The sequence below is a fragment of the Microbacterium sp. genome (assembly GCF_047606685.1).
Classification (GTDB): domain Bacteria; phylum Actinomycetota; class Actinomycetes; order Actinomycetales; family Microbacteriaceae; genus Microbacterium.
The window spans coordinates 1-24,062 of the sequence record NZ_JASGEC010000004.1; the positions used below are offsets into that span (position 1 = coordinate 1).

Annotated in this window: 22 protein-coding genes; 16 read left to right on the forward strand and 6 right to left on the reverse strand. The window is 70.2% G+C overall.

Annotated elements, in window-relative coordinates; all coding sequences use genetic code 11:
* Positions 1 to 167 precede the first annotated feature (167 nt).
* On the forward strand, positions 168 to 1,418 hold the full coding sequence (locus QM611_RS00440; RefSeq protein WP_415077906.1) for a glycosyltransferase 87 family protein: 1,251 nt from the start codon (positions 168 to 170) through the stop codon (positions 1,416 to 1,418).
* Positions 1,412 to 1,747 (forward strand): thiamine-binding protein, encoded by a 336-nt coding sequence (locus QM611_RS00445; RefSeq protein WP_415077907.1) that lies wholly within the window; start codon positions 1,412 to 1,414, stop codon positions 1,745 to 1,747. Before QM611_RS00440 ends, QM611_RS00445 begins: the two co-directional genes overlap by 7 nt.
* Positions 1,748 to 1,802: 55 nt before the next feature.
* Here the strand turns inward: QM611_RS00445 and metX are convergent, their stop codons facing one another.
* A complete protein-coding gene (gene metX, locus QM611_RS00450; protein ID WP_415077908.1) occupies positions 1,803 to 3,011 on the reverse strand; it encodes a homoserine O-acetyltransferase MetX in 1,209 nt (402 codons plus the stop codon).
* 135 nt (positions 3,012 to 3,146) lie between these two features.
* On the opposite strand from metX, the gene QM611_RS00455 reads away from it, so the two are divergent.
* From QM611_RS00455 to QM611_RS00515, 13 genes are all read left to right on the forward strand, one after another.
* Positions 3,147 to 4,403 carry an aspartate aminotransferase family protein gene (locus QM611_RS00455; RefSeq protein WP_415077909.1) on the forward strand — a complete coding sequence of 419 codons (1,257 nt, stop codon included), beginning with the start codon at positions 3,147 to 3,149 and terminating at the stop codon, positions 4,401 to 4,403.
* A 30-nt stretch (positions 4,404 to 4,433) separates the two neighbouring features.
* Entirely contained in the window at positions 4,434 to 7,274 is a 2,841-nt protein-coding gene (locus QM611_RS00460) for an FAD-binding and (Fe-S)-binding domain-containing protein (RefSeq protein ID WP_415077910.1), read from the forward strand.
* 60 nt (positions 7,275 to 7,334) lie between these two features.
* Positions 7,335 to 7,985, forward strand: coding sequence for a GntR family transcriptional regulator (locus QM611_RS00465; protein ID WP_415077911.1), 651 nt, complete (start codon positions 7,335 to 7,337; stop codon positions 7,983 to 7,985).
* Between the two features lie 92 nt (positions 7,986 to 8,077).
* Positions 8,078 to 9,532, forward strand: coding sequence for an NAD-dependent succinate-semialdehyde dehydrogenase (locus QM611_RS00470; RefSeq protein ID WP_415077912.1), 1,455 nt, complete (start codon positions 8,078 to 8,080; stop codon positions 9,530 to 9,532).
* A 157-nt stretch (positions 9,533 to 9,689) separates the two neighbouring features.
* Positions 9,690 to 10,829, forward strand: a complete 1,140-nt coding sequence (gene torT, locus QM611_RS00475; protein ID WP_415077913.1) for a TMAO reductase system periplasmic protein TorT — start codon at positions 9,690 to 9,692, stop codon at positions 10,827 to 10,829.
* Positions 10,830 to 10,860: 31 nt separating this feature from the next.
* Positions 10,861 to 12,384 (forward strand): sugar ABC transporter ATP-binding protein, encoded by a 1,524-nt coding sequence (locus QM611_RS00480; RefSeq protein WP_415077914.1) that lies wholly within the window; start codon positions 10,861 to 10,863, stop codon positions 12,382 to 12,384.
* Positions 12,381 to 13,433 (forward strand): ABC transporter permease, encoded by a 1,053-nt coding sequence (locus QM611_RS00485; RefSeq protein ID WP_415077915.1) that lies wholly within the window; start codon positions 12,381 to 12,383, stop codon positions 13,431 to 13,433. Before QM611_RS00480 ends, QM611_RS00485 begins: the two co-directional genes overlap by 4 nt.
* A gap of 5 nt (positions 13,434 to 13,438) precedes the next feature.
* Positions 13,439 to 14,803: an acetyl/propionyl/methylcrotonyl-CoA carboxylase subunit alpha gene (locus tag QM611_RS00490; protein ID WP_415077916.1), complete on the forward strand. Its 1,365-nt coding sequence runs from the start codon at positions 13,439 to 13,441 to the stop codon at positions 14,801 to 14,803.
* Between the two features lie 20 nt (positions 14,804 to 14,823).
* Entirely contained in the window at positions 14,824 to 15,819 is a 996-nt protein-coding gene (locus tag QM611_RS00495; RefSeq protein WP_415077918.1) for a carboxyltransferase domain-containing protein, read from the forward strand.
* Between the two features lie 19 nt (positions 15,820 to 15,838).
* Positions 15,839 to 16,813 carry a 5-oxoprolinase/urea amidolyase family protein gene (locus QM611_RS00500; RefSeq protein WP_415077919.1) on the forward strand — a complete coding sequence of 325 codons (975 nt, stop codon included), beginning with the start codon at positions 15,839 to 15,841 and terminating at the stop codon, positions 16,811 to 16,813.
* The gene (locus tag QM611_RS00505) at positions 16,810 to 17,580 is read left to right on the forward strand and encodes a LamB/YcsF family protein (RefSeq protein ID WP_415077920.1); all 771 of its coding nucleotides are present in this window, start codon (positions 16,810 to 16,812) and stop codon (positions 17,578 to 17,580) included. Before QM611_RS00500 ends, QM611_RS00505 begins: the two co-directional genes overlap by 4 nt.
* Positions 17,581 to 17,617: 37 nt before the next feature.
* Positions 17,618 to 17,830 (forward strand): biotin/lipoyl-binding carrier protein, encoded by a 213-nt coding sequence (locus QM611_RS00510; RefSeq protein ID WP_415077921.1) that lies wholly within the window; start codon positions 17,618 to 17,620, stop codon positions 17,828 to 17,830.
* 98 nt (positions 17,831 to 17,928) lie between these two features.
* On the forward strand, positions 17,929 to 19,158 hold the full coding sequence (locus QM611_RS00515) for an aspartate aminotransferase family protein (protein ID WP_415077922.1): 1,230 nt from the start codon (positions 17,929 to 17,931) through the stop codon (positions 19,156 to 19,158).
* A gap of 9 nt (positions 19,159 to 19,167) precedes the next feature.
* Here the strand turns inward: QM611_RS00515 and QM611_RS00520 are convergent, their stop codons facing one another.
* From QM611_RS00520 to QM611_RS00540, 5 genes are read right to left on the reverse strand one after another with little or no spacing between them, the layout of a single operon-like run.
* The gene (locus QM611_RS00520) at positions 19,168 to 19,779 is read right to left on the reverse strand and encodes an energy-coupling factor transporter transmembrane component T (protein WP_415077924.1); all 612 of its coding nucleotides are present in this window, start codon (positions 19,777 to 19,779) and stop codon (positions 19,168 to 19,170) included.
* Positions 19,773 to 20,456 carry an energy-coupling factor ABC transporter ATP-binding protein gene (locus QM611_RS00525; RefSeq protein WP_415077925.1) on the reverse strand — a complete coding sequence of 228 codons (684 nt, stop codon included), beginning with the start codon at positions 20,454 to 20,456 and terminating at the stop codon, positions 19,773 to 19,775. Before QM611_RS00525 ends, QM611_RS00520 begins: the two co-directional genes overlap by 7 nt.
* A complete protein-coding gene (locus tag QM611_RS00530) occupies positions 20,453 to 21,577 on the reverse strand; it encodes a thiolase family protein (protein WP_415077927.1) in 1,125 nt (374 codons plus the stop codon). Before QM611_RS00530 ends, QM611_RS00525 begins: the two co-directional genes overlap by 4 nt.
* Positions 21,567 to 22,658 carry a class I adenylate-forming enzyme family protein gene (locus tag QM611_RS00535; RefSeq protein ID WP_415077928.1) on the reverse strand — a complete coding sequence of 364 codons (1,092 nt, stop codon included), beginning with the start codon at positions 22,656 to 22,658 and terminating at the stop codon, positions 21,567 to 21,569. Before QM611_RS00535 ends, QM611_RS00530 begins: the two co-directional genes overlap by 11 nt.
* The gene (locus tag QM611_RS00540) at positions 22,655 to 23,272 is read right to left on the reverse strand and encodes a biotin transporter BioY (protein WP_415077929.1); all 618 of its coding nucleotides are present in this window, start codon (positions 23,270 to 23,272) and stop codon (positions 22,655 to 22,657) included. The genes QM611_RS00535 and QM611_RS00540 overlap by 4 nt, the downstream gene beginning before the upstream one ends.
* A gap of 67 nt (positions 23,273 to 23,339) precedes the next feature.
* Here QM611_RS00540 and QM611_RS00545 point away from each other — a divergent pair, with 67 nt between their 5' ends.
* On the forward strand, positions 23,340 to 23,933 hold the full coding sequence (locus tag QM611_RS00545; protein WP_415077930.1) for a TetR family transcriptional regulator: 594 nt from the start codon (positions 23,340 to 23,342) through the stop codon (positions 23,931 to 23,933).
* Positions 23,934 to 24,062: the final 129 nt, after the last annotated feature.

Sequence of the window (24,062 nt, forward strand, 5' to 3'; positions counted from 1 at the left end):
GGCGCTGCACGGCCGAGCCGCGCGCCTGGCAGCCGCGGCCTTCGGCGCGCGCGGCGGCCCGATCACGGCGCTGGATGTCGCCGAGGCGTTGCCGCGCGCGGTCGCCGAACTGCTCGACGCCCGGCGTTGACACGGGCGCGGCGTCGCGGCGCTCGTACACTCGAAGCGTGTCGAAGCGGGTGGTGTTGTGGGCCGGCTTCGCCGCCGTCCACGTGTGTGTCGCGTATCTCGGGCTGGTGCTGCCGAACTGGCCGGCGGGCGACGTGGTCAACGTGTACGATCCGTGGTCATCGTGGGCGCTGGAGGGCATCAGCGCCGGCGCAGACACGCCGTGGATCGTCGGGATCGACCAGCAGTGGGTCTACCCGCAGCTCGCGCTCGTGCCGATGGTGCTCGCGCAGCTCGTGTCGTGGATCGCCGGCTACCAGGCGGCATGGGTGCTCGTGGCGACCGCGGCCAACGCGGCGGGCTTCGCCGTGCTCGTGGGACGCGGACGCTCGGCGGGGCGCAGGCTGGCGGCGTGGTGGTGGCTGGCCGGCATCCTGCTGCTCGGGCCGGTCGCGATCTACCGGGTCGACTCCATCACCGTGCCGCTCGCGGTCGCCGGCGGGCTGTGGCTGGCCGGCCGGCCGTGGCTGGGCGGCACGCTTCTGGCCGTTGCCACCTGGATCAAGGTGTGGCCGGCGGCGCTGATCGCGGCCGCGGTCGTTTCGGTGCGCCGCCGCGCCGCGGTCGTCATCGCTGCCGTGGCGGTCTCCGCCCTGGTGGTCATCGCCGTGTCCTCCGGCGGCGGCGCCGCGCACGTGTTCGGCTTCATCGAGGAGCAGACGGGTCGCGCTCTGCAGCTCGAGGCGCCGGTGAGCAGCGTGCACGTGTGGCTCGCCGCTCTCGGAGCGGACGGGGCGCGGGTCTTCTACGACGCCAACATCATCACGTTCGAGGTCGACGGTCCCGGCGCCGACGCTGTGGCCGCCGCGATGACGCCGGTGCTGTTGCTGGCGCTGGTTGCGATCGGCGCGATCGGCGCGGTGAAGGCGCGGCGCGGCGCATCCTTCGTCCTCCTCTTCCCCGCGCTGTCGCTCGCGCTCGTGCTCGCCTTCATCGTGTTGAACAAGGTCGGCTCGCCGCAGTACTACGTGTGGATCATCGCGCCGATCGCGCTCGCGCTCGCGCTTGACCGACGGCGATGGTGGCGGATCGCACTGCTCGGCCTGGCCGTGTGCTGTCTGACCCAGATCGTGTACCCACTCGTCTACGCCGGGCTGACGGCATTGCCGCGGCCGGCGATCGACTCGGTGCTGGTGCTCGTGCTCAGAAACCTGTGCGCCGTCGCCCTGTTCGCGTGGTCGCTCGTCAAACTGGTCCGCGTGCGCACGCGCCCTGTGCGCGTGCGCGAAGGAAAGGAACTCCCATGCTGATCGCGTTCTCGGTCGCCCCGAGCGGAGTCGGAAAGGCCGGCGCCGATCGCGCCGACGGCTCGGTGCACGACGCCGTGGCGGCCGCGGTGGCTGTCGTCCGCGCCTCCGGCCTGCCGAACCGCACGACCTCGATGTTCACCGAGCTGGAGGGGGAGTGGGACGAGGTGATGGATGTCGTCAAGCGCGCCGTGCAGGCCGTGGAGCCGTTCGGCTCCCGGGTGTCGCTCGTGCTGAAGGCCGACATCCGACCCGGCCGGGTCGGCGAGATCGACGGCAAAGTGGAGCGGCTCGAGCGCGCCCTCGACGAGAGTCCCCCCGCCGGCCCCTGAGCGCCCCGCGCCGGCCCCTGGGCGCCCCGCGCCGGCCCCTGAGCTTGTCGAAGGGCTATCCGACCGGCGTGTCAAGCAGCCGTCGCACGTGCGCGCCCACCGCGGCCGTCTCGATCAGGAAGCCGTCGTGGCCGAAGTCGCTCGCCAGCACGACGGCGGCGTCGCCGTCGAGGGCGTTCGGGATGCCGCGGGCGATCTGGTGCTGGCCCTCGACGGGGAACAGGCGGTCGGTGTCGATGCCGAGCACGAGCGTTGTCGCCGTGACGCCGGCAAGCGCGTCGTCGATGCCGCCGCGATCGCGCCCCACGTCGTGCGAGTCCATCGCGCCGACGAGCCGGATGTACGAGTTCGCGTCGAACCGGCGGGTGAACTTGTTGCCGTGGAAGTCGAGGTACGACTCGACGGCGAAGCGTCCGCCGTGGCCGAGCGGGCTGACATCCGACTGCCACGAGCGCCGGAAGCGCTGGTTGAGCTCGGTCGGGCTGCGGTAGTTCAGCAGCGCCATGCGCCGCGCGAGCGCGAGCCCGCGATACGGGCCGTCGATCGCGTCGTAGTACTCGCCGTCCTGGAATCGCGGGTCCATCGCGATCGCCTGCAACTGCACCGAGTTGAGCGCGATCTGGTCGGCGGTGCTCGCCGGCGGCGCCGACAGCACGGCGAGCCGGGCGACGCGATCGGCGTGCCCGGCGCCCCACTCGAGGGCGTGCATGCCGCCCATCGAGCCGCCGATCACCGCGGCCCAGCGGTCGATGCCGAGTGCGTCGGCGAGGCGCGCCTGGGCGGCCACTTGGTCGCGGATCGTGAGGAACGGGAACCGTGACGCCCACTCGTAGCCGTCCGGCGCGATGCTCGAGGGTCCGGTGGAGCCCTGGCATCCCCCGAGCATGTTCGGGGCGACCACGAACCAGCGATCGGTGTCGACCGCGCACCCCGGCCCGACGATGTCCCCCCACCACCCCGATGTCGGGTGGCCCGGCCCCGCCGCGCCGCGCACGTGGCTGTCGCCGGTGAGCGCGTGCGCGATGAGCACCGCGTTGTCGCGGGCGGCGTTGAGCTCGCCCCAGGTCTCGTAGGCGATTCGCACGCGCGGCAGCGAGCCGCCGCTCTCGGTCTGGAACGACCCGAACGAGGCGAACTTGCGGTCGCCGGCCAGGTCGCCGTCCCGCCACGCCCCGGTCGCGGGCGGGCGGCCGAGGAGCAGGAGCACGTCGGCCTCGGTCACCGGCTCCGACGGCACGGTGTCTTCGGAGGTCTGCCAGTCCACGGTCCCATCTTCGCGGGTTCGGGATGCCGCGAGCGCACTGTTACGCGCCGATGCCGCACCGCGCCCCGATGATTGCCGGACACACATCGCTGTTATACAGTTAGTCAGAATTTGCACAACGAATGGAGAGGCAGAGTGGCACAACTCAGTCCCATCCTGAAACAGGCCACCCCGGTCGTGGTGGAGCAGGCCGAGGGCAACTGGATTCTCGGCACCGACGGCGTGCGCTATCTCGATTTCACGTCGGGGATCGGGGTGACCTCCACCGGCCACTGCCACCCTCGAGTCGTGGCGGCGGCGCGGGCGCAGGTGGGGCGCGTGATCCACGCCCAAGCGACGACCGTCATGCACAAGCCCCTGCTGGCGCTCACCGAGAAGCTCGGCTCTGTGCTTCCCGAGGGCCTCGACTCCGTCTTCTACGCCAACTCGGGCGCCGAGGCGGTCGAAGCCTCCATGCGCCTGGCCCGCATGGCCACGAGGCGGCCGAACATCGTCGCGTTCCAGGGCGGCTTCCACGGCCGCACCGCCGGCGCCTCCAGCATCACGACAGCTGGCACGCGGTTCCGAAACAGCACGGTCCCCCTCATGGGCGGCGTGGTGATCGCGCCCTTCCCGTACGCCTACCGTCTCGGCATGGCCGAGGACGACGCGGTGGCCTACGCCCTGCGCGAGCTGGACTTCCTGTTCGCCACCGTGACCAGCCCCGCCGAGATCGCGGGCTTCATCATCGAGCCGGTGCTCGGCGACGGCGGCTATCTCCCGGTGCCCCTCGACTTCCTCCGGGGCATCGAGAGCCGCGCCCGCGAGCACGGCATCGTGCTCATCATCGATGAGATCCAGACCGGGGTGGGGCGCACGGGCACGTTCTGGGCGCACGAGCTGTCCGGCGTCTCGCCCGACATCCTCATCACCGCGAAGGGTCTGGCATCCGGCTTTCCGATCTCCGCGATCGCCGCGAGCACGGAGCTCATGGCGCAGGGCCTGCCCGGCTCGCAGGGCGGCACCTACGGCGGCAACGCCGTCTCCGCCGCGGCCGCGCTCGAAACGCTCAATGTCGTCCAGGACGAGAAGCTCGTCGAGAACGCGGCGGTGCGAGGCGGGCAGTTGCACGCCGGCCTGAAGCGACTGCAGGAGCGGTACCCGGTGATCGGCGACGTGCGCGGCCGCGGGCTCATGCAGGCGATGGAGTTCACCGACGCCGACGGCGCGCCCGACTCGGCGACGGCGGCCGGCGTGCAGCGCGCGGCCGTTGCCGAGCGCCTGCTGCTGCTGCCGTGCGGTCCGCTCGGCAACGTGGTGCGCGTGGTTCCCGCCCTCACGGTGAGCGAGGAAGAGGTCGATCTGGGCCTCGCCGCGCTCGAACGCACACTGGCCACCGTGTGCGGCGGCTGAGCCGCGCCGTTGACAGCGGGGAGGCTGCGCATGCAGGTGGCCGAGATAGTTCGCCGGCTGACGGCGGAGGGGGTGGAGGTCGACGCCTCTTCGCGGCGCCGGGCGGAGTACTCGTACGACGCCTCGAACTACCGGCTGAGGCCGGCGGCGGTCGCGTTCCCCGCCACGGTCGCCGAGTGCCGGGCGGTGTTGCAGGCGTGCGCCGCCACCGGAGTCTCTGTCACGTTGCGCGGCGGGGGCACGTCGATGGCGGGCAACGCGGTGGGCGCCGGGCTGGTCGTCGACCTCTCGCGTTGCCTGCGGGCGATCGGCGAGATCGACCGGCTCACCTCGTCGGTGTGGGTGGATGCCGGGGTCGTCCTCGGCGAACTGCGCTCGCACGTCGAGCTGCTCACCGATGGCGAGCTCACCTTTGCGCCCGATCCATCATCGGTCTCCAGGGCGACGATCGGCGGGTCGATCGGAAATGACGCGTGCGGCAACCACTCCGTCGCGTACGGACGGATGTCTCGTCATGTCCAGGAGATCGAGCTGCTCACGATCGACGGCGCCCACCTGATCGCGGGCCGCGGCGGTCTGCGCGCGGTGGACGAGAGCGACGCCGCGTCGATGGATCGGGCGGCGCAGCTCAACGGGGCGCTCGAAGAACTGGCGTCGCGACATCTTTCCGCGCTCAGGCTGGAGCTGGAGACGATTCCGCGCCAAGTCTCGGGCTATCACCTGGCCAACTTGCTGCCGGAGAACGGATTCGACGTCGCTCGCGCGCTTGCGGGCAGCGAAGGCAGCTGCGCGCTGATCGTGCGGGCCCGTGTCGGATTGGTGCCGAAGCCACGCGAGACCGCGTTGCTGTGCGTGGGCTACGACAGTCCGGTCGACTCGGCGCGCGATGTGACCACGATGCTGGCTGCACAGCCCAGCGCTGTCGAAGGCCTGGACTCGACCATCGTGGACATCATGCGGCACCGGCGGGGCGCGGACAGCGTGCGCGGGCTCCCGGGAGGGAGCGCCTACGTCATGGTGGAGTTCTCCGACGAGACGATGGATGCGGCGCGGGCGCGCTGCGACGGCCTCCTCGCGCGGTTGCGCGAGAACGGCCGCCTGCGCGACCACGCGATCGTCACCGAGCCTGTCGCGCGCGCGCGGCTGTGGCGCGTGCGCGAAGACGGGGCGGGACTTTCCTCCCAGCGCATCGACGGCGTGCAGACCTGGGGCGGCTGGGAAGACTCCGCGGTGGCGCCAGACCGGCTCGCCGACTATCTCGAGGAGCTGCTGCCCTTGATCGAGAGCTACGGGTACACGGCTCCGATGTACGGGCATTTCGGCGCGGGGTGCGTGCACATGCGCGTGGACTTCGACTTTCGCAGCGACGACGGCAGAGCACGCTTTGACTCGTTTGTCCGCGAAGCCGCGGCGCTGGTGGTCCGGCACGGCGGGTCGCTGTCTGGCGAGCACGGGGACGGACGGGCGCGGGGCGCCCTGCTCGGGCTCATGTACTCGCCCGAGATGATCAGCGTGTTCCGTTCCTTCAAGCGCATCTGGGACCCGCACGGATTGCTCAACCCCGGCATCATCGTCGACCCGGTGTCGTTCACGCAATCGCTCTCGCTCCAAGATCTGCCGCAGCCCGGCGGCTCCCGACGGCACGTGGCCACCTTCGTCGGCAACGCGCACGCGTGCATCGGAGTCGGGCGCTGCCGGGCGACCACGGGCGGTTTCATGTGCCCGAGCTATCGCGCTACCAAAGACGAGAAGGACTCCACCCGCGCTCGCGCCCGCGTGCTGCAGGAGCTGGTGCGGGGGACAGGCGCGAGCAGCGGAGGATGGGGTGAGCCCGAGGTGCGGGACGCGCTCGATCTCTGTCTGTCCTGCAAGGCCTGCTCGGCCGACTGCCCGACCGGAGTCGACATCGCGGAAGCGAAGTCGGAGCTGCTCGACGACCACTATCGCGGCAGGCTGCGGCCCTTCACCCACTACACGATCGGCTGGCTCCCGCGCTGGTTGCCGATGCTGACTCGTGTGAGCACGCTTGCGAACCTCGGAGCCCGCTTGGCGCCCTTGCGCTGGGTGGGCGAGCGGCTCGGCATCAGCAGGCGCCGCCGCCTGCCGGCTTTCCGGCCGCATGGCGATTACCTCCGACGGGTCCGGGAGGCGGATTTCGTCGATGACGGGGAGGCGCTCATCTTCGTTGACAGCTTCACGAGAGCCTTCCGCCCGGAGGTGGTTCCGGCCGCGGCACGCGTGCTCCGCGACGCCGGCGTCAGCGTGAGCTGCGCTCCGGACGCTTGCTGCGGGCTCACGTGGGTCTCGACCGGCCAGCGCGACGGCGCCGCCAGGCGGCTTGCGAACCTCGTGCGCAAGCTGGACGACGGCACGACTCGAGAGATCGTCGTGCTCGAGCCCAGCTGCGCTGCCGCGATCCGCGATGACGGCCCGAAGCTCGTGCCGGGAGAAGCCGCACGCCGCGTCGCCGCACGGGTCCGCACGTTCGCCGGCGCCGTCGACCAGGCGGTCGCGCGCGGATGGCGCCCGGCGACGGAGCCGCCCGACAGCGCCGTACTGCAGACGCACTGCCATGAGCACGCGGTTTTCGGCGCGCACGCGCAGCGCCGTGTGCTGCAGGCGTGGGGCGTCACGCGGCTGTCCGAGTCGTCGTCGTGCTGCGGGGTCGCGGGAAACTTCGGGTTCGAGGCGGAGCATTACGACGTGTCGATGCGCGTGGCAGAGCACTCGATCGTGCCGGCGATCGCGGCAGGCGGAGACGACGCGCTGATACTCGCCGATGGCTTCAGCTGCGCGATGCAGGTGTCGCAGGTCGCGCTCGCCCGGGGCAGCACGCACCTCGCGCTCGCCCTGGATGGATCCGTCAGGTGATACACAGTCATACGAGTTGACGGTCATTTGGTAGCGTTTGTTGCAGGGGGTCAGTTGGCGATGAATCGACCACTGCAAACGGTCACCGTAGCCGAGGCAGCGACCAATCGCCTGCGAGACAGCCTTTTCGCCGGCCACTTCAAGTCGGGCGAGGAGATCAAGGACACTCACATCGCCGACGAGTACGGCATCGCGCGCCCGACGGCGCGCATCGCCGTGCAACACCTCGTGAACGAGGGCATGCTTGTGCGCGAGCCGGGCTACAGCGCCCGAGTCCGCACCTTCGACCCTGCGCAAGTGCGAGACATCTTCCGAGTCCGCAAGCTCATCGAACTCGACGCGGTCCGCGCCGTAAAGGCGAGCGGTGTCGCGCTGGATGGAGTCCGCCGGGCGGTGGACGACCTGGCAGGCCTCGGCGACGATCTCGACTGGGCTCGGATCGCTGAGGCCGACGCCGCATTCCACAAATCGGTCGTCGACGCCGGGGGCTCGTCACGGCTCAGCGCCTACTTCGAGGGCATCACGAAAGAGATCCGGCTGTTGCTCGCGCTGCCAAAAGAGCACTATGGGCGGGGCAGTTCGCCCTTCGAGGAGCACGAGGAGCTTTTCCTGCTCTTGGCAGGCGACGCGACCATGAAACAGCTCGAGAAGGCGTGGACTTATCATCTTGACGAGTCGTGCGATTTCCTCGTGCGCCGTCTCTCGGCGTAGTCGCCCTGCCTTGGTCCGCCGCCGCCCTCGCCGCTGCGCTGTTATACAGTTAGTCAATATTGATATATGAGCCGACGTGCCGGGAAGGAATCATGGTTCAAGTCAACATGGACAGGGTGCCGCGAGCGCTTCTCATCGGCGGCGTGTGGGACGAGCTGCCGCATCGGCCGCGCATCGTGGTGAGCAATCCCGCAACCGGCGAGGCGATCATGGAGGTCCCCGACGCCGACGCGGAGACGGGGCGCCGGGCTGTCGATGCGGCCAACGCCGCGCAAGCCGGCTTTGCGGCGATGAGCGCTCGCGATCGGTGCGACATCCTGCTGCGCGCGCACGAGCTGCTGCTCGACGCGAAGGACGAGCTCGCCGCCATCATGACGGCCGAGATGGGCAAGCCGCTCGCCGAGGCGCGTGGCGAGATCGACTATTCGGCCTCGTACCTGCTGTGGTACGCGCAGGAGGGCGTGCGGGTGCAGGGGGCGCACGCGCAGTCGCCGAGCGGACGCGGCCAGATCATGCTCACCCGCGAGCCGGTCGGCGTGTCGCTGTTGATCACGCCGTGGAACTTCCCGCTCGCCATGGGCGCGCGAAAGATCGCTCCCGCGATCGCGACCGGATGCGCTGTCGTGGTCAAACCGGCGGAGAAGACGCCGCTCACCATGCTCTTTCTGGCGCGGATCCTCGAGGAAGCCGGGGTGCCGGACGGCGCGGTGAACGTCATCACGACCTCGCGGTCAGGGGAGGTCGTCGCCCCGATCCTGGCTGAGGGGCGCGTCCGGCACCTTTCGTTCACCGGCTCGACGCGGGTCGGGGCCGCGCTGCACGGCCAGTGCTCCGCGCACATGATCCGAACGTCGCTCGAACTTGGCGGCAACGCGCCTTTCCTCGTCTTCGACGACGTCGACCTGGACCGCGCGGTCTCGGAGGTCTTCGCCGCCAAGTTGCGGAACATGGGCGAGGCTTGCACGGCCGCCAATCGAGTGCTCGTGCACAAGGACATCGCCGAAGAGTTCACCGCGCGCCTTGCGGCGCGGTTCTCATCTCTCGTGGTCGGCGACGGACTCGTCGACGGCACCGACGTCGGGCCGATGATCGACCGTGCCAGTTGCGAGCGCATCCAAGGGCTGGTCGACGAGGCGGTGGCGCGCGGCGCCAGAGCGGTGGTCGGCGGGCGGCTGCCCGAGGGCCCGGGCGCGTTCTACCCGCCCACCGTGCTGGCGGACGTGCCACGGGGAGCGCAGCTGCTGCACGAGGAGATCTTCGGGCCCGTCGCGCCTGTCGTCTCGTTCGAGGACGAGGCGGACGCGGTGGCCGTGGCCAACGACACCGAATACGGTCTCGCCGGGTACCTGATGACGAACGACCTTGCCCGCGCCATGCGTGTCTCCCGCCAGCTGGAAGTCGGCATGGTCGGTGTGAACTCGGGCATCATCTCGGATGTCGCCGCTCCGCTCGGCGGGGTGAAGTCGTCAGGGCTGGGGCGCGAAGGCGGCGTGCTCGGAATCGATGAGTTCCTCGAGCACAAGTACGTCTTCATCCCGCACGATTGAGGCCCGGACGCCGCGTAACGCCGGGGAAACAGAAGCGTTACCAGATCGCTGTATAACAGTTAGCCAATTTGTAGTATCGTGCAAGAAATGGCGACGCCGGCCGGCACAGCGTTCTTGGTCGGCGGAACTGCCTTGGAGATCCCTAAGGAGGAAGCCGATGAAGGCAAGGAAAGGACTGTTCGCGGTCGCCGGGGCGGTTGTGGCGGCGGCAATGCTGCTCGCCGGCTGTGGCGCGGCGGGCGGCAATGCCCCCGAGACTTCGGAGACCGAGAGCGCGGCCGAGGTCGACTGGTCGGCTCCCGCGCTGTTCACCCAGCACGACGGCTCCGTCGAGGAGGACACCTACGAACCGATCCCGGTCGACGAGGTCACCGAGCCTTGGAAGGTCTGCGTGCTGTTCCCGCACGTGAAGGACCCGTACTGGCTGGCGACCAACTACGGCACCCTGGTGGAGGCGCAGCGCGACGGGCTCGAGTACCAGCTCTACGAGGCGGGCGGCTACGACAACCTCGACAAGCAGGTCACCCAGATGGAGGACTGCATCACGCAGGGCTACGACGCGATCGTGCTCGGCGCCATCAGCGCGAAGGGCCTGTGCACCCAGATCGCCTCGGCGTTGGACAAGGGGATTCCCGTGGTCGACTTCATCAACGGCACCGACTGCCCTGACTCGCTCGAGAACCCGTTGTTCTCGCACGCGCTGGTGAGCTTCCACGACCTCGCGGTGACCACGGCCGAGTACTTGATCGACCACTCCGAGGGCGGAGACCGCAGTGTCGGATTCTTCCCCGGTCCGGAGGGGGCCGGCTGGTCGGACGCGGCGGTCGAGGGATTCAACTCCACTATCGAGGGGACCAAGGTCTCCATTGCCGTCACGCGTCGCGCCGACACCGGCCTTGACACGCAGTTGGCGTTGATTGAGGACTCGCTGAAGGCCTACCCGGACATCAACACGATCGTCGGTGTGGACATTGCGGCGGAGGCCGGCGTGGTCGCGGCGCGCAATGCCGGTGTGCAGGACTCGGTCGACGTGTTCGCCTTCGACATCATCCCCGGCGTCTTCGACGCGATCGTCGACGGCGACGCCGTCGGCTCGCCGACGGACTACACCGTGGTCCAGGGCCGCATGGCAGTCGACCAAGCCGTTCGGCTGCTCGAGGGCCAGACGCTGCGCTCGCCCATCGCGGGGCCGATCCCGGAGATGGTGACGGCGGAGAACGCGGAGAAGATCGAGTACACGCTGATGTTCGCCCCGCGGTCGTTCCAGGCCACCTTCCAGGCATCGCCTGAGTCCTGAGCGCTGGAAGCTCTGAAGAGAAGAGGGCGCCGTGGAACCGGTCATCGCTCTTGAGGGGATCGTCAAGCAGTTCGGCGCGGTGCGCGCGCTGAAAGGTGTGGACTTCGCGCTCTACCCGGGCGAGGTGCACGTGCTGCTCGGAGAGAACGGCGCGGGCAAGTCGACGCTCGTGAACACGATCCTCGGCACCTACACGCCCGATGAGGGCACGGTGACGATCCGTGGAAAGACCGTTCCGCATCACAACCCGACCATCGCTCGGGCCAGCGGCATCAACGTCGTGCTCCAGGACTTCAGCCTGGCCCCGACGCTGAGCGTCGCAGAGAACATCTTCCTGGGAAGAGAGCCTCTGCGCGGCGGTTTGGTGAGCCAGCGGGAGATGCGCGGACGCACCCGCGGCCTGCTCGAGCGCCTCGGCGGCGGGATCGACCCCGCCGCCGAGGCGGGGTCTCTCGCCCGTGCCGAGCAGCAGCTCGTCGAGATCGCGAAGGCGTTGGTCGGCAACCCCGGCGTCATGCTTCTCGACGAGCCCACCGCGGCGATCAGCGATGACGAGTCCGAGCGACTGTTCACGATTGTGGACTCCCTCCGCGAGGAGGGGTGGGCCATCCTCTACATCACCCACCGCATGGAAGAGGTTCGCCGGCTCGGCAATCGCGTCAGCGTCATGCGAGACGGCGCGACCGTGTCCAGCTACATGCTCGACGAGGTGTCAGACAGCAGGCTGCTCTCTGACATGGTCGGCCGCGAGCTGAACGAGGTCTACCCCCACAAGGCCACCGAGATCGGCGACACCTTGATCGAGATCGATGGCGTCGCCAGCGCGAACAGCAAGGTCAAGGGCGTGTCGCTCACCGTCCGGCAGGGGGAGATCGTCGGGGTGGCTGGCCTCGTCGGGTCGGGAAAGAGCGACCTGGCGCGCATGATCCTCGGTCTCGAGCCCACGATCGAGGGAAGCTACACCATCGCGGGAACGACGGTGCACAAGCCCGCCCCCCGCCGCATGCTCGACCTCGGCATCGGCTTCATGCCGGAGGATCGCCGACGCGAGGCGCTCTCGCTGCAGCGGAGCGTCGCCGAGAACATCACGCTCGAGGTGGTCGGCACGCGCGCCTTCAGCCCGTTGGGATTCCTGCGCACGGGAGCCCTCGCCACGGTTGCCGCAGGCCTGGTCGAGCGCACCGACGTGCGGCCTCCGATTCCCGAACGCGAGGTCGGCATGCTCTCCGGCGGCAATCAGCAGAAGGTTGTGCTTGCCCGGGCGCTCACGAAGGAACGACGTGTCTTCGTCGTCGCCGAGCCCACAGCCGGCGTCGACGTGGGCTCGCGTCAACAGATCTACGGGCAGTTGCGGGATCTGTGCGACCAAGGCGCCGGGGTGCTCGCCATCTCGAGCGACCTCGAAGAGATCATCGGAATAGCCGACCGCATCTACGTCATGAACAGCGGTGTCATCACCGCCGAGCTCGTCGGCCCGCAGATCACGCCGGAGGCGATCGTTGCCGGCGCGTTCGGGCACTCGGGCGCGGCGGAGGAAAGGGAGAACGAGTCATGAGCCAACAGAACGACGCCGGCGCCATCGGCACGAGTGCGGGCAAGCTCACCTTCGGCCAGCGCATGATCAGCTGGTTCGCCTTGTTCGGTGCGCTTCCGCCCCTCATCATCATCCTGATCGTGGTCTTCGCGGTCTCCAACCCGATCTTCCTCACCCCCAACAACCTCATCACGCTCGCGACCCAGGCGGTGTTCCTGCTTCTGGTCTCGCTCGGTCAGATGGTCGTGCTCATCACGGGCGGCTTCGACCTCTCGGTGGGATCCAACGTCGCTCTGACCAGCGTGGTCTCGGCCACCGTCATGGCAGCAGTCTACGGCGGGTACGAGGAGTTCACGGGGGAGGCCATCTGGTCGGGCTTTTTCATGGTGCTGCTGGTCGGACTCGTCGTGGGCTTGGTGAACGGGATTGGCGTGGCATTCCTCAAGGTCAACGCCTTCATCGTCACACTCGCGTCCATGTCGATCTTCGCGGGCATCACTCTCGTGCTCAGCGGCGGCTCCCAGATCAGCGGCCTGCCTCGCCTGTTCACCCACGAGATCGGCTCGGGCCACATCGCCGGATTCCCGATTCCGGTGCTGCTGACCGTTCCTGTGGTGCTCGTCATCCTCGTCGTGCTGAAGTGGACCCGCTTCGGCCGGCACCTCTATGCCATCGGCGGCAACCCGAACGCAGCCACCGTCTCTGGCGTGCGCGTGCGGCTCAATCTTCTCGTCGCGTACGTGATCTGCGGCCTGCTCGCGTCTTACGCGGGGTGGCTGCTCACGGCGCGCGTCGCGTCCGGACAGCCTCTGCTGGGAGGCAGTTTCGCCCTCGAGTCGATCACGGCGGCCATCATCGGCGGCGCGGCGCTCACGGGCGGTCGTGGTGGTGTCGGCGGCACCGTGCTGGGCGTTCTGTTCGTGATGGGACTCACCAACGGCATGAACCTGATGCGGATGGACTCGAATCAGCAGAGCATCGCCATCGGCATCGTTCTGGTGGTGGCTGTGGTCGCTGACCGACTGCGGGCAAACGCCCGATCCAAGACGCTGGCCTGGAAGACGAGGTGACCGACGTGGCTCCCATCATCGACAAGCTCCTGGTCGCCAACCGGGCCGAGATCGCCTCGCGCGTCATCCGCACGGCGAAGCGGCTGGGGATCCCGACCGTGGCGGTGCACTCCGAGGCGGACGCCGAGATGCCCTTCGTGGCCGAGGCGGATGAGGCCCGACTGATCGGCCCGGCGGCGCCAGCCGAGTCGTATCTCAACATCGACCGCATCCTCGAGGTTGCCGCTGAGACCGGCGCCACCGCCGTCCACCCCGGCTACGGGTTTCTCTCCGAGAGCCCGGCCTTTGCCCGCCGTGTGGCCGAGGCTGGTCTGATCTGGGTCGGCCCGTCGCCGGAGTCGATGGACCGGATGGCCGACAAGATCAATGCGCGAAACCTCATGGACGCCGCCGGCGTGCCGGTGGCCGCCGGGTCGCCCGATCCGGTCGGCGACGTCGACGAGGCGGTGCGGATCGCCGGCGAGATCGGCTACCCGGTGATGGTCAAGCCGTCGGGCGGCGGCGGGGGGATCGGCATGGCCATTGCGCGGACCGAGGAGGAACTGCGCACGGCCTTCGACACCGCGCGCACGCGAGCCGAGCGCTTCTTCGGCGACTCGCGGATCCTGCTCGAGCGCTACATCGCCAGTGCCCGTCACGTGGAAGTGCAGATCTTCGGCCTGGCCGACGGCACAGTGATCGCACTCGGCGAGCGTGACTGCTCGGTGCAGCGCCGTCACCAGAAGGTCGCCGAGGAGTCTCCCTCGCCGGGCGTCGGACCGGAGCTGCGCGCGCGCATGCTGCAAGCCGCGGTGCGCGCCGGCGAAGCCGTTGACTACCGCAACGCGGGAACAGTCGAGTGCCTGGTCGACACTGAACGCGGCGACTTCGTCTTCCTGGAGATGAACGCCAGGCTTCAAGTCGAGCACCCGGTGACCGAAGAGGTGCACGGCATTGACCTTGTCGAGGCGCAGCTGCGCATCGCTGCCGGGCTGCCGGTGCAGTTCGATCCCGCCGAGGTGAAAAGCAGCGGCCACGCTATCGAACTGCGAATCTACGCGGAGGACCCGGTCCGCTTCCTCCCAGGCCCAGGCGTGATCACCCGGTGGGCCGCCCCCCAGGGGGAGGGCGTGCGTCTGGACGCCGGCTATGGCGAAGGCAACAAGGTCACCGTCACCTACGACCCGCTGATGGCCAAACTCGTGGCGCGCGGCGACACGCGAGAGCAGGCTCTGGACCGGGCCGCGCAAGCGGTGGCAGAGTTCGAGATCGAAGGCCCCAAATCGAACTTGCGCTTCTTCGGCGAGCTGTTGGAGAACGCGGAGTTCCGCAGCGGCGTCTACGACACCGGTCTTATCGCGCGCATGCAGAGTGCGGCAAAGGGCTCGTAGAGCCAGGACAGGAGATGCGAATGAGCACGCACGCGATGACGAGGTGGAGCGACATCCCCCCAGCTGTCCTCGAGGAGCGGGAGGGCGGCGGCGGGAAGCCGAGTGTCAGCTACCGCTCGGCGGGGGACCGGTTCATTCTCGTCGAGTACGGACCGACCGAGTTCGACATGAACCTCAACTTCTTCACGCAGAGCGTGATCGACGCGATCACGGAGCATCCCGTGCCCGGCGTGATCGAGACTGCTCCCGGGTTCCGGTCGATCGTGTTCTCGCTCGACGGCTCGGTGCACGTTTCCGATGTGATCCGCCAACTTGACGAGGTGCACACGTCGGTGGCTCCGCTGGACCAGTTGGTGCTGCCGAGTCGGGTCATCCACCTGCCGGCCGCCTTCGACGACAGCGTCTCCCGCGCGGCGGTGGAACGGTACGTCAAGAGCATCCGATCCGACGCGGTGAACTGCGAGGGCGGCAACAATATCGACTACACCCTCGCGTACAACGGCGTTGCTGATCTGCGCGCACTCATCGACCATGTGACGTCCACCGATCTGTGGGTCGGCTTCCTCGGCTTCTTCCCCGGCCTGCCGTTCATGTTCCCGCTCGATCCGCGGCACGTGCTGTTCGCGCCCAAGTACAACCCGACGCGGACGTGGACGCAGGAGGGCGCGATCGGCCTCGGCGGCCCCGCTTACTCCATCTACCCGGTCGAGTCGCCGGGCGGCTATCAGCTGCTCGGCCGCACGATCCCGATCTACGACGTGCAGCAGCGCAACCGCGCTTTCGCCGAGAGCCCCGTGCTCTTCCGCCCGAGCGACCGCGTGCGCTTCCACGAGGTCGAGGAAGAGCAGCTGCTCGCGCACTTCGACGAAGTGCACGCGGACTCCTTCGAGTACCGCATCGAAGACGAGCCGTTCGACGTCGGGGCGTACCAGCGCTGGAGCGAGAGCGTCTCCGCCGAGGCCGAAGCCTGGCGGGCCCACCGCGACGAGGCCGCTGAACTGACTCCGGTCCCTTGAGATGAAGACGGAGAGAGCATTGGCAACCATCGAAGTTCTGAGCCCCGGAATCCAGACGACCGTCCAGGACTACCCCGGGCGGGTCGGGCATCTCGCCAGCGGCTACTACCCCGCCGGGCCGATGGATCACTACAGCCACCGGCTCGCGAACGCCCTGGTCGGAAACGACCCGGGCGCGGCGACCCTCGAGATCACGCTCGGCAAGATCGGCCTGCGCTTCAGCGACACCGTCGACATCGCGGTGACGGGCGCGAAGGCGGATGTCTCCGTCAATGGCGAGCCGGTCGCGCACAGCGCGGTCGTCACGGTTCCCGCCGGCGGCGAGCTGCGCGTGGGCGGCGCCAGCGACACCGGGTTCCGCCTCTACCTCGCCGTCGCGGGCGGCATCGACATCCCAGCCGTCCTCGGTTCGCGGGCGACCTACACCATGGGGCAACTCGGCGGAGTCGAGGGCCGGGCGCTGCGCAAGGGCGACGTGCTGCCGATCGGCGGCGATGACGGCGGCAAGCGCTACGAGCTGGCCGCGCCGTTGCCCGAGCACACTCACGAGTGGGTGCTCGATGTGACGCCAGGCCCGCACGCCACGCCCGAGTACCTCGACGAGCAGGACCTCGAGACGCTGTTCGCCACACCGTGGCAGGTCGATCGCAACGCCAACCGCACGGGAGTGCGCCTCGAGGCGCGCCGGCTGAAGTGGGCGCGCGCGAGCGGCGGCATCGCGGGCGGCCACCCGTCGAACATCCTCGACAACGGCTACCCGTTGGGCGGAATCAACCTGAACGGCGACACGCCGGTGATCCTGGCGCCCGACGGCCCCACCGCCGGTGGCTTCGTCGTGGTTGCCGTGGTGTGCCACGCGAGCCTGTGGAAGCTGGGCCAGCTGAGGCCGGGAACCGACACCGTGCGCCTCAATCTCATCACCATCGAGCAGGCGCAGGCGCGAGCCGAGGAACTCGATCGCAGCATCGCCGAGTCGCTGAAGGAGATCTCATGAGCGAGCAACTGGTCGTCGAGCTGAACTGCGACATGGGCGAAGGGTACGGGCGGTGGAAGTTCGCGCCGGACGAGGAGCTCATGCCCTACATCTCGACGGCGAACATCGCCTGCGGGTTCCACGCCGGCGATCCTCGGATCATGCGCGACACTGTGCGCAACGCGGTGCGGCTCGGCCTTCAGATCGGCGCCCACGTGGCGCTGCCCGACATCATCGGCTTCGGCCGTCGCCGCATCGCGATCACACCGGAAGAGATGCGAGACAACACCGTCTACCAGATCGGCGCGATCAAGGCGTTCGTGGAGTCGGAGGGCGGCACGCTCGCGCACGTCAAGCCGCACGGGGTCATGTACGTGATGGCCCAGGACGACCCCGCTCTGGGCGAGGCCGTTGTGCAGGCAGTGGCCGACGTCGACAAGAGCATGCTGCTCTACGCCCTGAACGACAAGAACGCGCCCATCGCGACCTCCTACGGAGTCACGCTCGTCCCGGAAGGGTTCGTCGACCTGCACTACGACCGGGAGGGCAACCTGCTGATCGAACGGGTGAAACAGGCCTGGGATCCGCACCTTGTCGCCGACCGCGCGATCCGCCTCGTTCGCGAGGGAGTCGTCGCCGCCAACGACGGCGCCGACGTCAGCGTCAACGGGCAGACGATCTGCTTGCACGGAGACGCGCCCAATTCGGTCGAGGTGCTCCGAACGGTGCGCGCGCGGCTCGAAGAGGATGGCATCCGCGTCGCGCCACTGGTGCCGCCGAAGTCCTGACCGCTGTGACCGCAATGAGAAAGCCGAGGAGAACAAAGTGACTGAAGTGAACGCCGACCTGTCGGCCAACGTCTGGAAGATCGTGGTGTCCGAGGGCGACGTCGTCGCCGCTGACGACACGTTGATGATCCTCGAGTCGATGAAGATGGAGATCCCCGTGGAGGCCCCCGTCGCCGGCACGGTCGTCTCGCTGGCCGTCGCCGAGGGCGACACCATCGACGAGGGCGCGCTGCTCGCGACCATCGAGTAGGCAAAGTCGTGTCCACCACGCCCGTCCACCCGCGGCGCGTGCGCACCGAGGTGCCCGGGCCCCGATCCCGAGAGCTCCACGCCGGGAAGGAGCGTCACGTGTCCGCGGCCGTCAGCCCGGTCTTGCCGGTCTACATCGCGCGCGGCGAGGGCTCGGTGCTCACGGACGTCGACGGCAACGAGTTCATCGACTTCGGCTGCGGCATCGGCGTCACCTCCCTCGGCCACGGCAACCCGGCGGCGATCGAGGCCGCGATCGCGCAGACCGGGCGATTCACCCACACCCTGTTCGGCGTGACTCCCTACGAGTCGTACGTGGAGGTGGCCCGGCTGCTCGGCGAGATCACCCCCGGCGAGTTCGCCAAGAAGACGGTGCTCAGCTCCACCGGGGCGGAGGCGATCGAGAACGCGATCAAGCTCGCGCGGGCGCACACGCGCCGCAACGGCATCGCCGTGGTCGACCACGGCTACCACGGCCGCACCAACCTCACGCTCGGGCTCAACTACAAGGCGGTGCCCTACTCGTCGGGAGTGGGGCCGCGTCCGGGCGAGATCTACCGCATCGCCAACTCGTACCCGTACCGCGACGGGCTCGACGGCGCCGAGGTGGCGCGGCGCGGCATCGCGCACCTCGCCAAGATCTCGGGCGCGGAGAACCTGGCGTGCCTGGTGGTGGAGCCAATTCAGGGCGAGGGCGGGGTCGTCGTGCCCGCTCCGGGCTTCCTCGAGACCCTGCAGGAGTGGTGTCGCTCGAACGGCATCGTGGTCATCGCGGACGAGATCCAGACAGGACTCGGACGCACGGGAAAGCTCTACGCCAGCGAGCACTTCGGGTTCGTTCCCGACTTGGTCGTCAGCGCGAAAGCGATCGCTGCGGGCTTCCCGGTCTCGGCGGTGACCGGTCGCAGCGACATCATGGACTCGATCCCCGCGGGCGGCCTCAGCGGGACGTTCAGCGGCAACCCGGTGGGCTGCGCCGCCGCCGTGGAGGTGATCCGCCAACTGCGCGAGCCCGGCTTCCTCGCTCGGACACAGGCCATTGGCGAGCGGCTGCGCGCAGGCCTTGCCTCGCTCCAGGCGCGGCACGGCGTGATCGGCGACGCCCGTGGGCTCGGCGCGCTCCAGGGCGTCGAACTCGTCGACCGCGACGGCGATCCGAACCCGGAGGCGTTCCGCAGGGTGAGCAAGAGCGCCGCCGACCGCGGCCTGCTGGTGATGCCCGGCGGCAGCGACGGCCACGTGCTGCGGCTGCTGCCCGCCCTCAACATCTCCGACGCGCTGATCGACGAGGCGCTCAGCATCCTCGACGCGTCTTTCGCCGCCCTGTAGACGCGGCGCTCAGCGCACGCCTCGGGCGGTGAGCGCGTCGCCGAGCTGGTCGGCGTGCTTGAGGGCGAGGACGAGAAAGGCCATCGCAGAGGCGCGGACCCTGCCCCGCGTGCCACGGGCGCGCTGGGCGTCGCGCACCTGGGTCGCCAACCGCGCGAGCACGGGAACCGTCGTCAGCGACACCGTGAGCATGAGCGCGGCGCGCTGCGGGTCGACGCCGACGCGCCGCAGCGGGCCCAGCGCGCGCTCGAGCACATCCAGCAGCACCGTCACTCGCGTCGTGAGCACGAGCAGCCCGGCCAGAGCGATCGCCGCCAGGACTCGCGCGGAGTTGGCGACGGTGGGCTCCGGGCCGAGGAAGATCAGTTGGCTCACGACCGTGATGGCGAGAATCCACCGCAGCGCGTAGACCTGGCGGCCGAGCACCCGCATCCCCAGCGCGCCATCGCGGAGATCTGCCACGGCGTACGCCGTCACGGTCACCCCGGCCGCGACGGCCGCGGCCTGCCACGTGGAGGGCAGCAGGGAGACCGCGAGCACAAGAAGGACCACGAACAGCAGCTTGCGCCCGGCGGGCAGGCGGTGCAGCCATCCATCCCCGGCCCGGTAGAGGGTCAGCACCGCAGCATCCCTTCGTACTCGGCGATGACCGCGTCGGGCTCGCCGACCGCCGCGACCCGCCCGGCGGCGAACAACACCGCCACCTCGCAGCGCGCTGCCAGTGCGAGGTCGTGCGTCACGAGCACGAGGCGGTGCCCGCCCGGCGCGAACAGGTGGGTCGCCACGGTGCGCGCGTTGCGCGCGTCGAGGTAGGCGGTGGGCTCGTCGGCGATCACGAGGTCGGGATCGCGCACGAACGCGCCGCACAGGGCGAGCAGCTGCTTCTGGCCGCCCGACAAATCGTGGGACGGCCGCTCGGCGAGGTCGGCGAGCCCGAACCGCTCGAGCGCGTCCATGGTGCGCCGCCGCGTTTCGTCCGGGGCGAGCCGGTCGCCGCGCAACGAGAACGCGACGTCTTCGGCGACCGTCGGCATCACGATCTGGGCGTCGGGATTGCTGAAGAGCATCGCCGTGCGCCGCCGCAGCTGCTTCGCCTCGCGTGCCGGGTCGAGGCCGAGCACGCGCAGGTCGCCGGAGGCGCGGGGCGCCAGCCCGCCGAGCAGGCGGGCGAACGTGGACTTGCCGGAGCCGTTCTCGCCGATCACGGCGACCGTGGGCGCGTCCAGGCTGAGGGTGATGTCCTGGAGCGCGTCGACATCCCCGAGGCGCACCGAGACGGCCTTCAGCCGGATGCTCACCGGACCACCTCGACCACCGCCGCGACCCCCATGCCGCCGCCCACCGAGGCCGCGGCCACTCCGAGGGCGCCCGCGGGCGCCCCCTGGCGCACGAGTCGGCTGAACAGGCGCACGACCGCCACCGCGCCGCTCGCCCCCCACGGGTGGCCCAGCGCGAGCGCGCCGCCATCGCCGCAGACGCGGGGGTCGTCGTCGGCGACTCCGATGCGGTCGAGGACGGCAAGGCTTTGCGCGGCGAACGCCTCCACGATCTCGAACGCGCCGACCTCCGCCACGGTGGCGCCGACGGAGGCGAGCGCCGTCAGGATGGCAGGCGCCGCCCCGATGCCCGGCAACGCCGGGTCGCAGCCGACGACAGCCGACGCGCGGATGGCGAGCCCGGGCGCTGTGCCCGCGGGCGCCACGACAGCGACGGCCGCGCCGTCGCTGACGCGCGTCGCCGTGCCCGCCGTCAGCGTGCCGTTCGCGAACAACGGGGGCAGCCGCGCCAGCAGGCGTTCGGCGCCGCCGATCGCGTCGTCGTGGTCGAGTCCGGCGAGGGGGACCAGCTCCGCGGCGAAGCGCCCGCCATCCCGCGCGGCGCGCGCGCGGGAGTGGCTGCGCGCCGCGTGCGCGTCCTGCCGGCTTCTCGGGATGCCGTCGTGGGCGGCGAGGTCTTCCGCTGCGCGCGTCATCTCCGGGTCGGGGAACCCGTCCGGGGCGAACGGCGCCCGGTCGTACTCGACGCCGCCCATCGATCGCGTGGGTGCCGTGGACGCGCTCTCGACCCCGCCGGCCACGCGCAGCTGCCCGTCGCCGGCGCGCACGGCCGCAGCGGCGTCGAGGATCGCGGCGAGCCCGCTCCCGCACTGCCTGTCGACCGTGCCGCCCGGCGTGTGCGGCCCCAGCCCCGCCGCGAGCGCGGCGATCCGCGCCGGGTTGCCGCCCGGGCCCATGCAGTTGCCGAGCAGCACGTCGGCGACGCTCGCAGCCTCACCAGTCGCGGCGCGCGCGTCGGCCAGGGCAGCCTGGATGGCGGGCGCGGCAAGATCTCCGACGGTCAGCCGGGCAAGGGCGCGGCCGCGCGTGGCGATCGGGGTGCGGCGGGCGGCGATCACCACCGGGTCGCCGTCAGACGGCAAGGCGCTCCACCTCCCCGGCGAGCACTCGGCGTCGGGCTTCCGCTCGCGCCGGCTTGCCCGAGGTCGTGCGCGGAAGCACCCCCGCGTACCACTGCCGCGGGCGGTGGGCCGGCGCCAGCAGCCGGGCGCTCGCGGCCCGAAGGTCGGGGAGCGGCTCGGCATCCAGCTCGACGAACGCCGCGACCAGAGCGCCGACGCCGGCGCGAGGAATGCCGAGCACGACGGCGTCGCGCACCCCCGGGACGGACCTCAGCGCGGCCTCGACCTCCTCGGGGACGATCGTGGCCGACGCGCTGAGGATCGCGTCGTCGGCGCGGCCGAGCAACCGCAGCCGGCCGTCGTGCACCTCGGCGCGATCGCCCACCGTGGCCCACCCGCCGTCGGTGCGCAGCGGGCCGGCGGCACCGGCATAGCCGAGCGCGACGAACGGCGAGCGGACCCAGAGCTCGTGGTCGCGGATGCTGATCTCCACTCCCGGGAGGGGGCGAAGTCCCGAGCCCTCGTCGACGGCGACAAAGGACAGCTCGGCCGCTCCGTAGTACGCGACGACATGGATGCCGGCGGCCTCCGCTTCGCCCCGCAGGCGGGAGTCCACGTGCGAGCCGCCGACGAGCGCGGCGCGCAGCCCTGCCGGCGGCCCCGCATCCAGCAGCGCGCGCAGGGCCTGAGGAGTGCCGTGCACGCAGGTGGCGTCGGCGCGATCCGACCATCGCAGCACCGGTCGGGGCCCGCCGCAGAGGGCGTGGGCGAGCGAGTAGAGCGTCATCGAGGAGGAGGGGGGAGAGGGCAGCAGGATTTTGTCGTCGGGTTGCGCGTCGAGCAGCTGCGCGATCGCGTCGAACGACGCCGCCCACGACGCCGCGGTGCGCAGCACGATGCGGGGAGAGCCGCTGCTGCCGGAGGTCAGGGTCGCCCACGCTGCGCCTGCCGGCGCCCGGGTCGCGGCAGCGGCCGCGCGCACGGCTTCTCGGTGCGGCGGGGGCCACCGGTCGTCCTCGACCAACGGGATGTCGCCTGCCGCGCGCAGCTCGCGCAGCCGGTCCAGCAGCGCGTCGGGGTCGGGACGGACCGGAACGATCACGGAACGAGCGTCGCAGGGGTGGTCGTCGTGTCCTTCGTGGCCCAGGTCCGCCGGAACGCGCGGGGGTACGCGCGCACGAGCGTCGTCACGATCGCGGTGGCGATGACGGCTTTCACCACGTCGCCGGGGAGGAACACCAGGCTGGTCAGGGCGGTCTCCGGCAGCGGCAGGCGAGTGACGGCGCTTTGCACGGGGACGCCGACGGCGTAGACGACGAGGATGCCCCCGGTCACGATTCCGACGAGCGTGCGCCAGAGCACGGGCCGCCGGCCGGCGGCATGCACGATCAGCCCGATGACGGCGGCCCCGGCAATCCACCCCAGCGCGTACCCCGCGGAGGGGCCGAAGAAGACCCCGATTCCCCCGCGTCCGCCGGCCAGCAGCGGGAGCCCGACCGCCACGAGCGCCAGGAGCACCGACACCGACAGCGCGCCGAACCACGGCCCGAGGATCGCGCCGGCGAGCATGACGCCCAGGGTCTGCGCGGTGATGGGCACCGCGCCCAGGACCGTGAAACTCCCGGGCAGGCCGAGAACGGCGATGATGGCCGCGAACACCGCGACGCGCGCGACATCCGTTGCATCCATCCGGCCCGTGTCGCTGCGTTTCGCCATCGCCGGCTCCTTCTCTCTGTGAGACCTGAACGGTGTTCACCTGAACGATGTTCAGTATAGTTGGCGCATGGCGGGATCAGAAGGCGGGCGCCGTCACACTCGCGAGGACGTGGCGCGGGCCGCGCTGCGCATCCTGGACGACGACGGGCTGCCCGACCTGACCATGCGCCGCCTCGCGGCCGATCTCGACGTGCAGCCCAGCGCGCTGTACTGGCACTTCCCCAACAAGCAGGCCCTTCTCGCGGAGCTGGCGGACCGGATCGTGGCCGCCGCGCCGCGGCGCCGCGGCGGCCACGCGTCTCACGCCGAGGCCGAGGCCGCGGCCCTCAGGGACGCGCTGCTTGCGTACCGGGACGGCGCCGAGGTCGTGTTGAGCACCCTCGCGCTCGGGTTGGGGGCCACGCTGGCCCGGGACCGGCTGGCGGAAGCAGTGGTCGCGGACGGCTACGACACGAACGTGGCGCAGCGGGTTGCCGGGGCGCTGCTTCACTTCGTGATCGGGCACGTCTCCTACGAGCAGCAACGGATGCAGTACGACAGCATTGGGCTCGTCGCGCCGGCGACCGATCTGCGCGACGAGGCGTCGTCGGTCGACTTCGCGTTCGGTGTCAACCTGCTGCTCGGCGGGCTGGCGGCTGGCGCCGCGCCCGCGGGCGTGTGATCGCGACGGCGATCCGCGCCCGCGTCCCGCGTCGGCGCCCGCGCCCGGGTCGGCGCCCGCGCTACAGAAACCCGCAGTCGCGCGTGTTCTCTCTGGTCGCGCTACAGAGACCCGCAGTCGCGCGTGCGA

Bases quoted from the DNA above. Each gene is read 5' to 3' on its own strand.
- QM611_RS00445 (WP_415077907.1), top strand. From the start codon at position 1,412: ATGCTGATCGCGTTCTCGGTCGCCCCGAGCGGAGTCGGAAAGGCCGGC.
- QM611_RS00460 (WP_415077910.1), top strand. From the start codon at position 4,434: ATGCAGGTGGCCGAGATAGTTCGCCGGCTGACGGCGGAGGGGGTGGAG.
- QM611_RS00465 (WP_415077911.1), top strand. From the start codon at position 7,335: ATGAATCGACCACTGCAAACGGTCACCGTAGCCGAGGCAGCGACCAAT.
- QM611_RS00470 (WP_415077912.1), top strand. From the start codon at position 8,078: ATGGTTCAAGTCAACATGGACAGGGTGCCGCGAGCGCTTCTCATCGGC.
- torT (WP_415077913.1), top strand. From the start codon at position 9,690: ATGAAGGCAAGGAAAGGACTGTTCGCGGTCGCCGGGGCGGTTGTGGCG.
- QM611_RS00485 (WP_415077915.1), top strand. From the start codon at position 12,381: ATGAGCCAACAGAACGACGCCGGCGCCATCGGCACGAGTGCGGGCAAG.
- QM611_RS00495 (WP_415077918.1), top strand. From the start codon at position 14,824: ATGAGCACGCACGCGATGACGAGGTGGAGCGACATCCCCCCAGCTGTC.
- QM611_RS00505 (WP_415077920.1), top strand. From the start codon at position 16,810: ATGAGCGAGCAACTGGTCGTCGAGCTGAACTGCGACATGGGCGAAGGG.
- QM611_RS00540 (WP_415077929.1), bottom strand. From the start codon at position 23,272: ATGGCGAAACGCAGCGACACGGGCCGGATGGATGCAACGGATGTCGCG.
- QM611_RS00545 (WP_415077930.1), top strand. From the start codon at position 23,340: ATGGCGGGATCAGAAGGCGGGCGCCGTCACACTCGCGAGGACGTGGCG.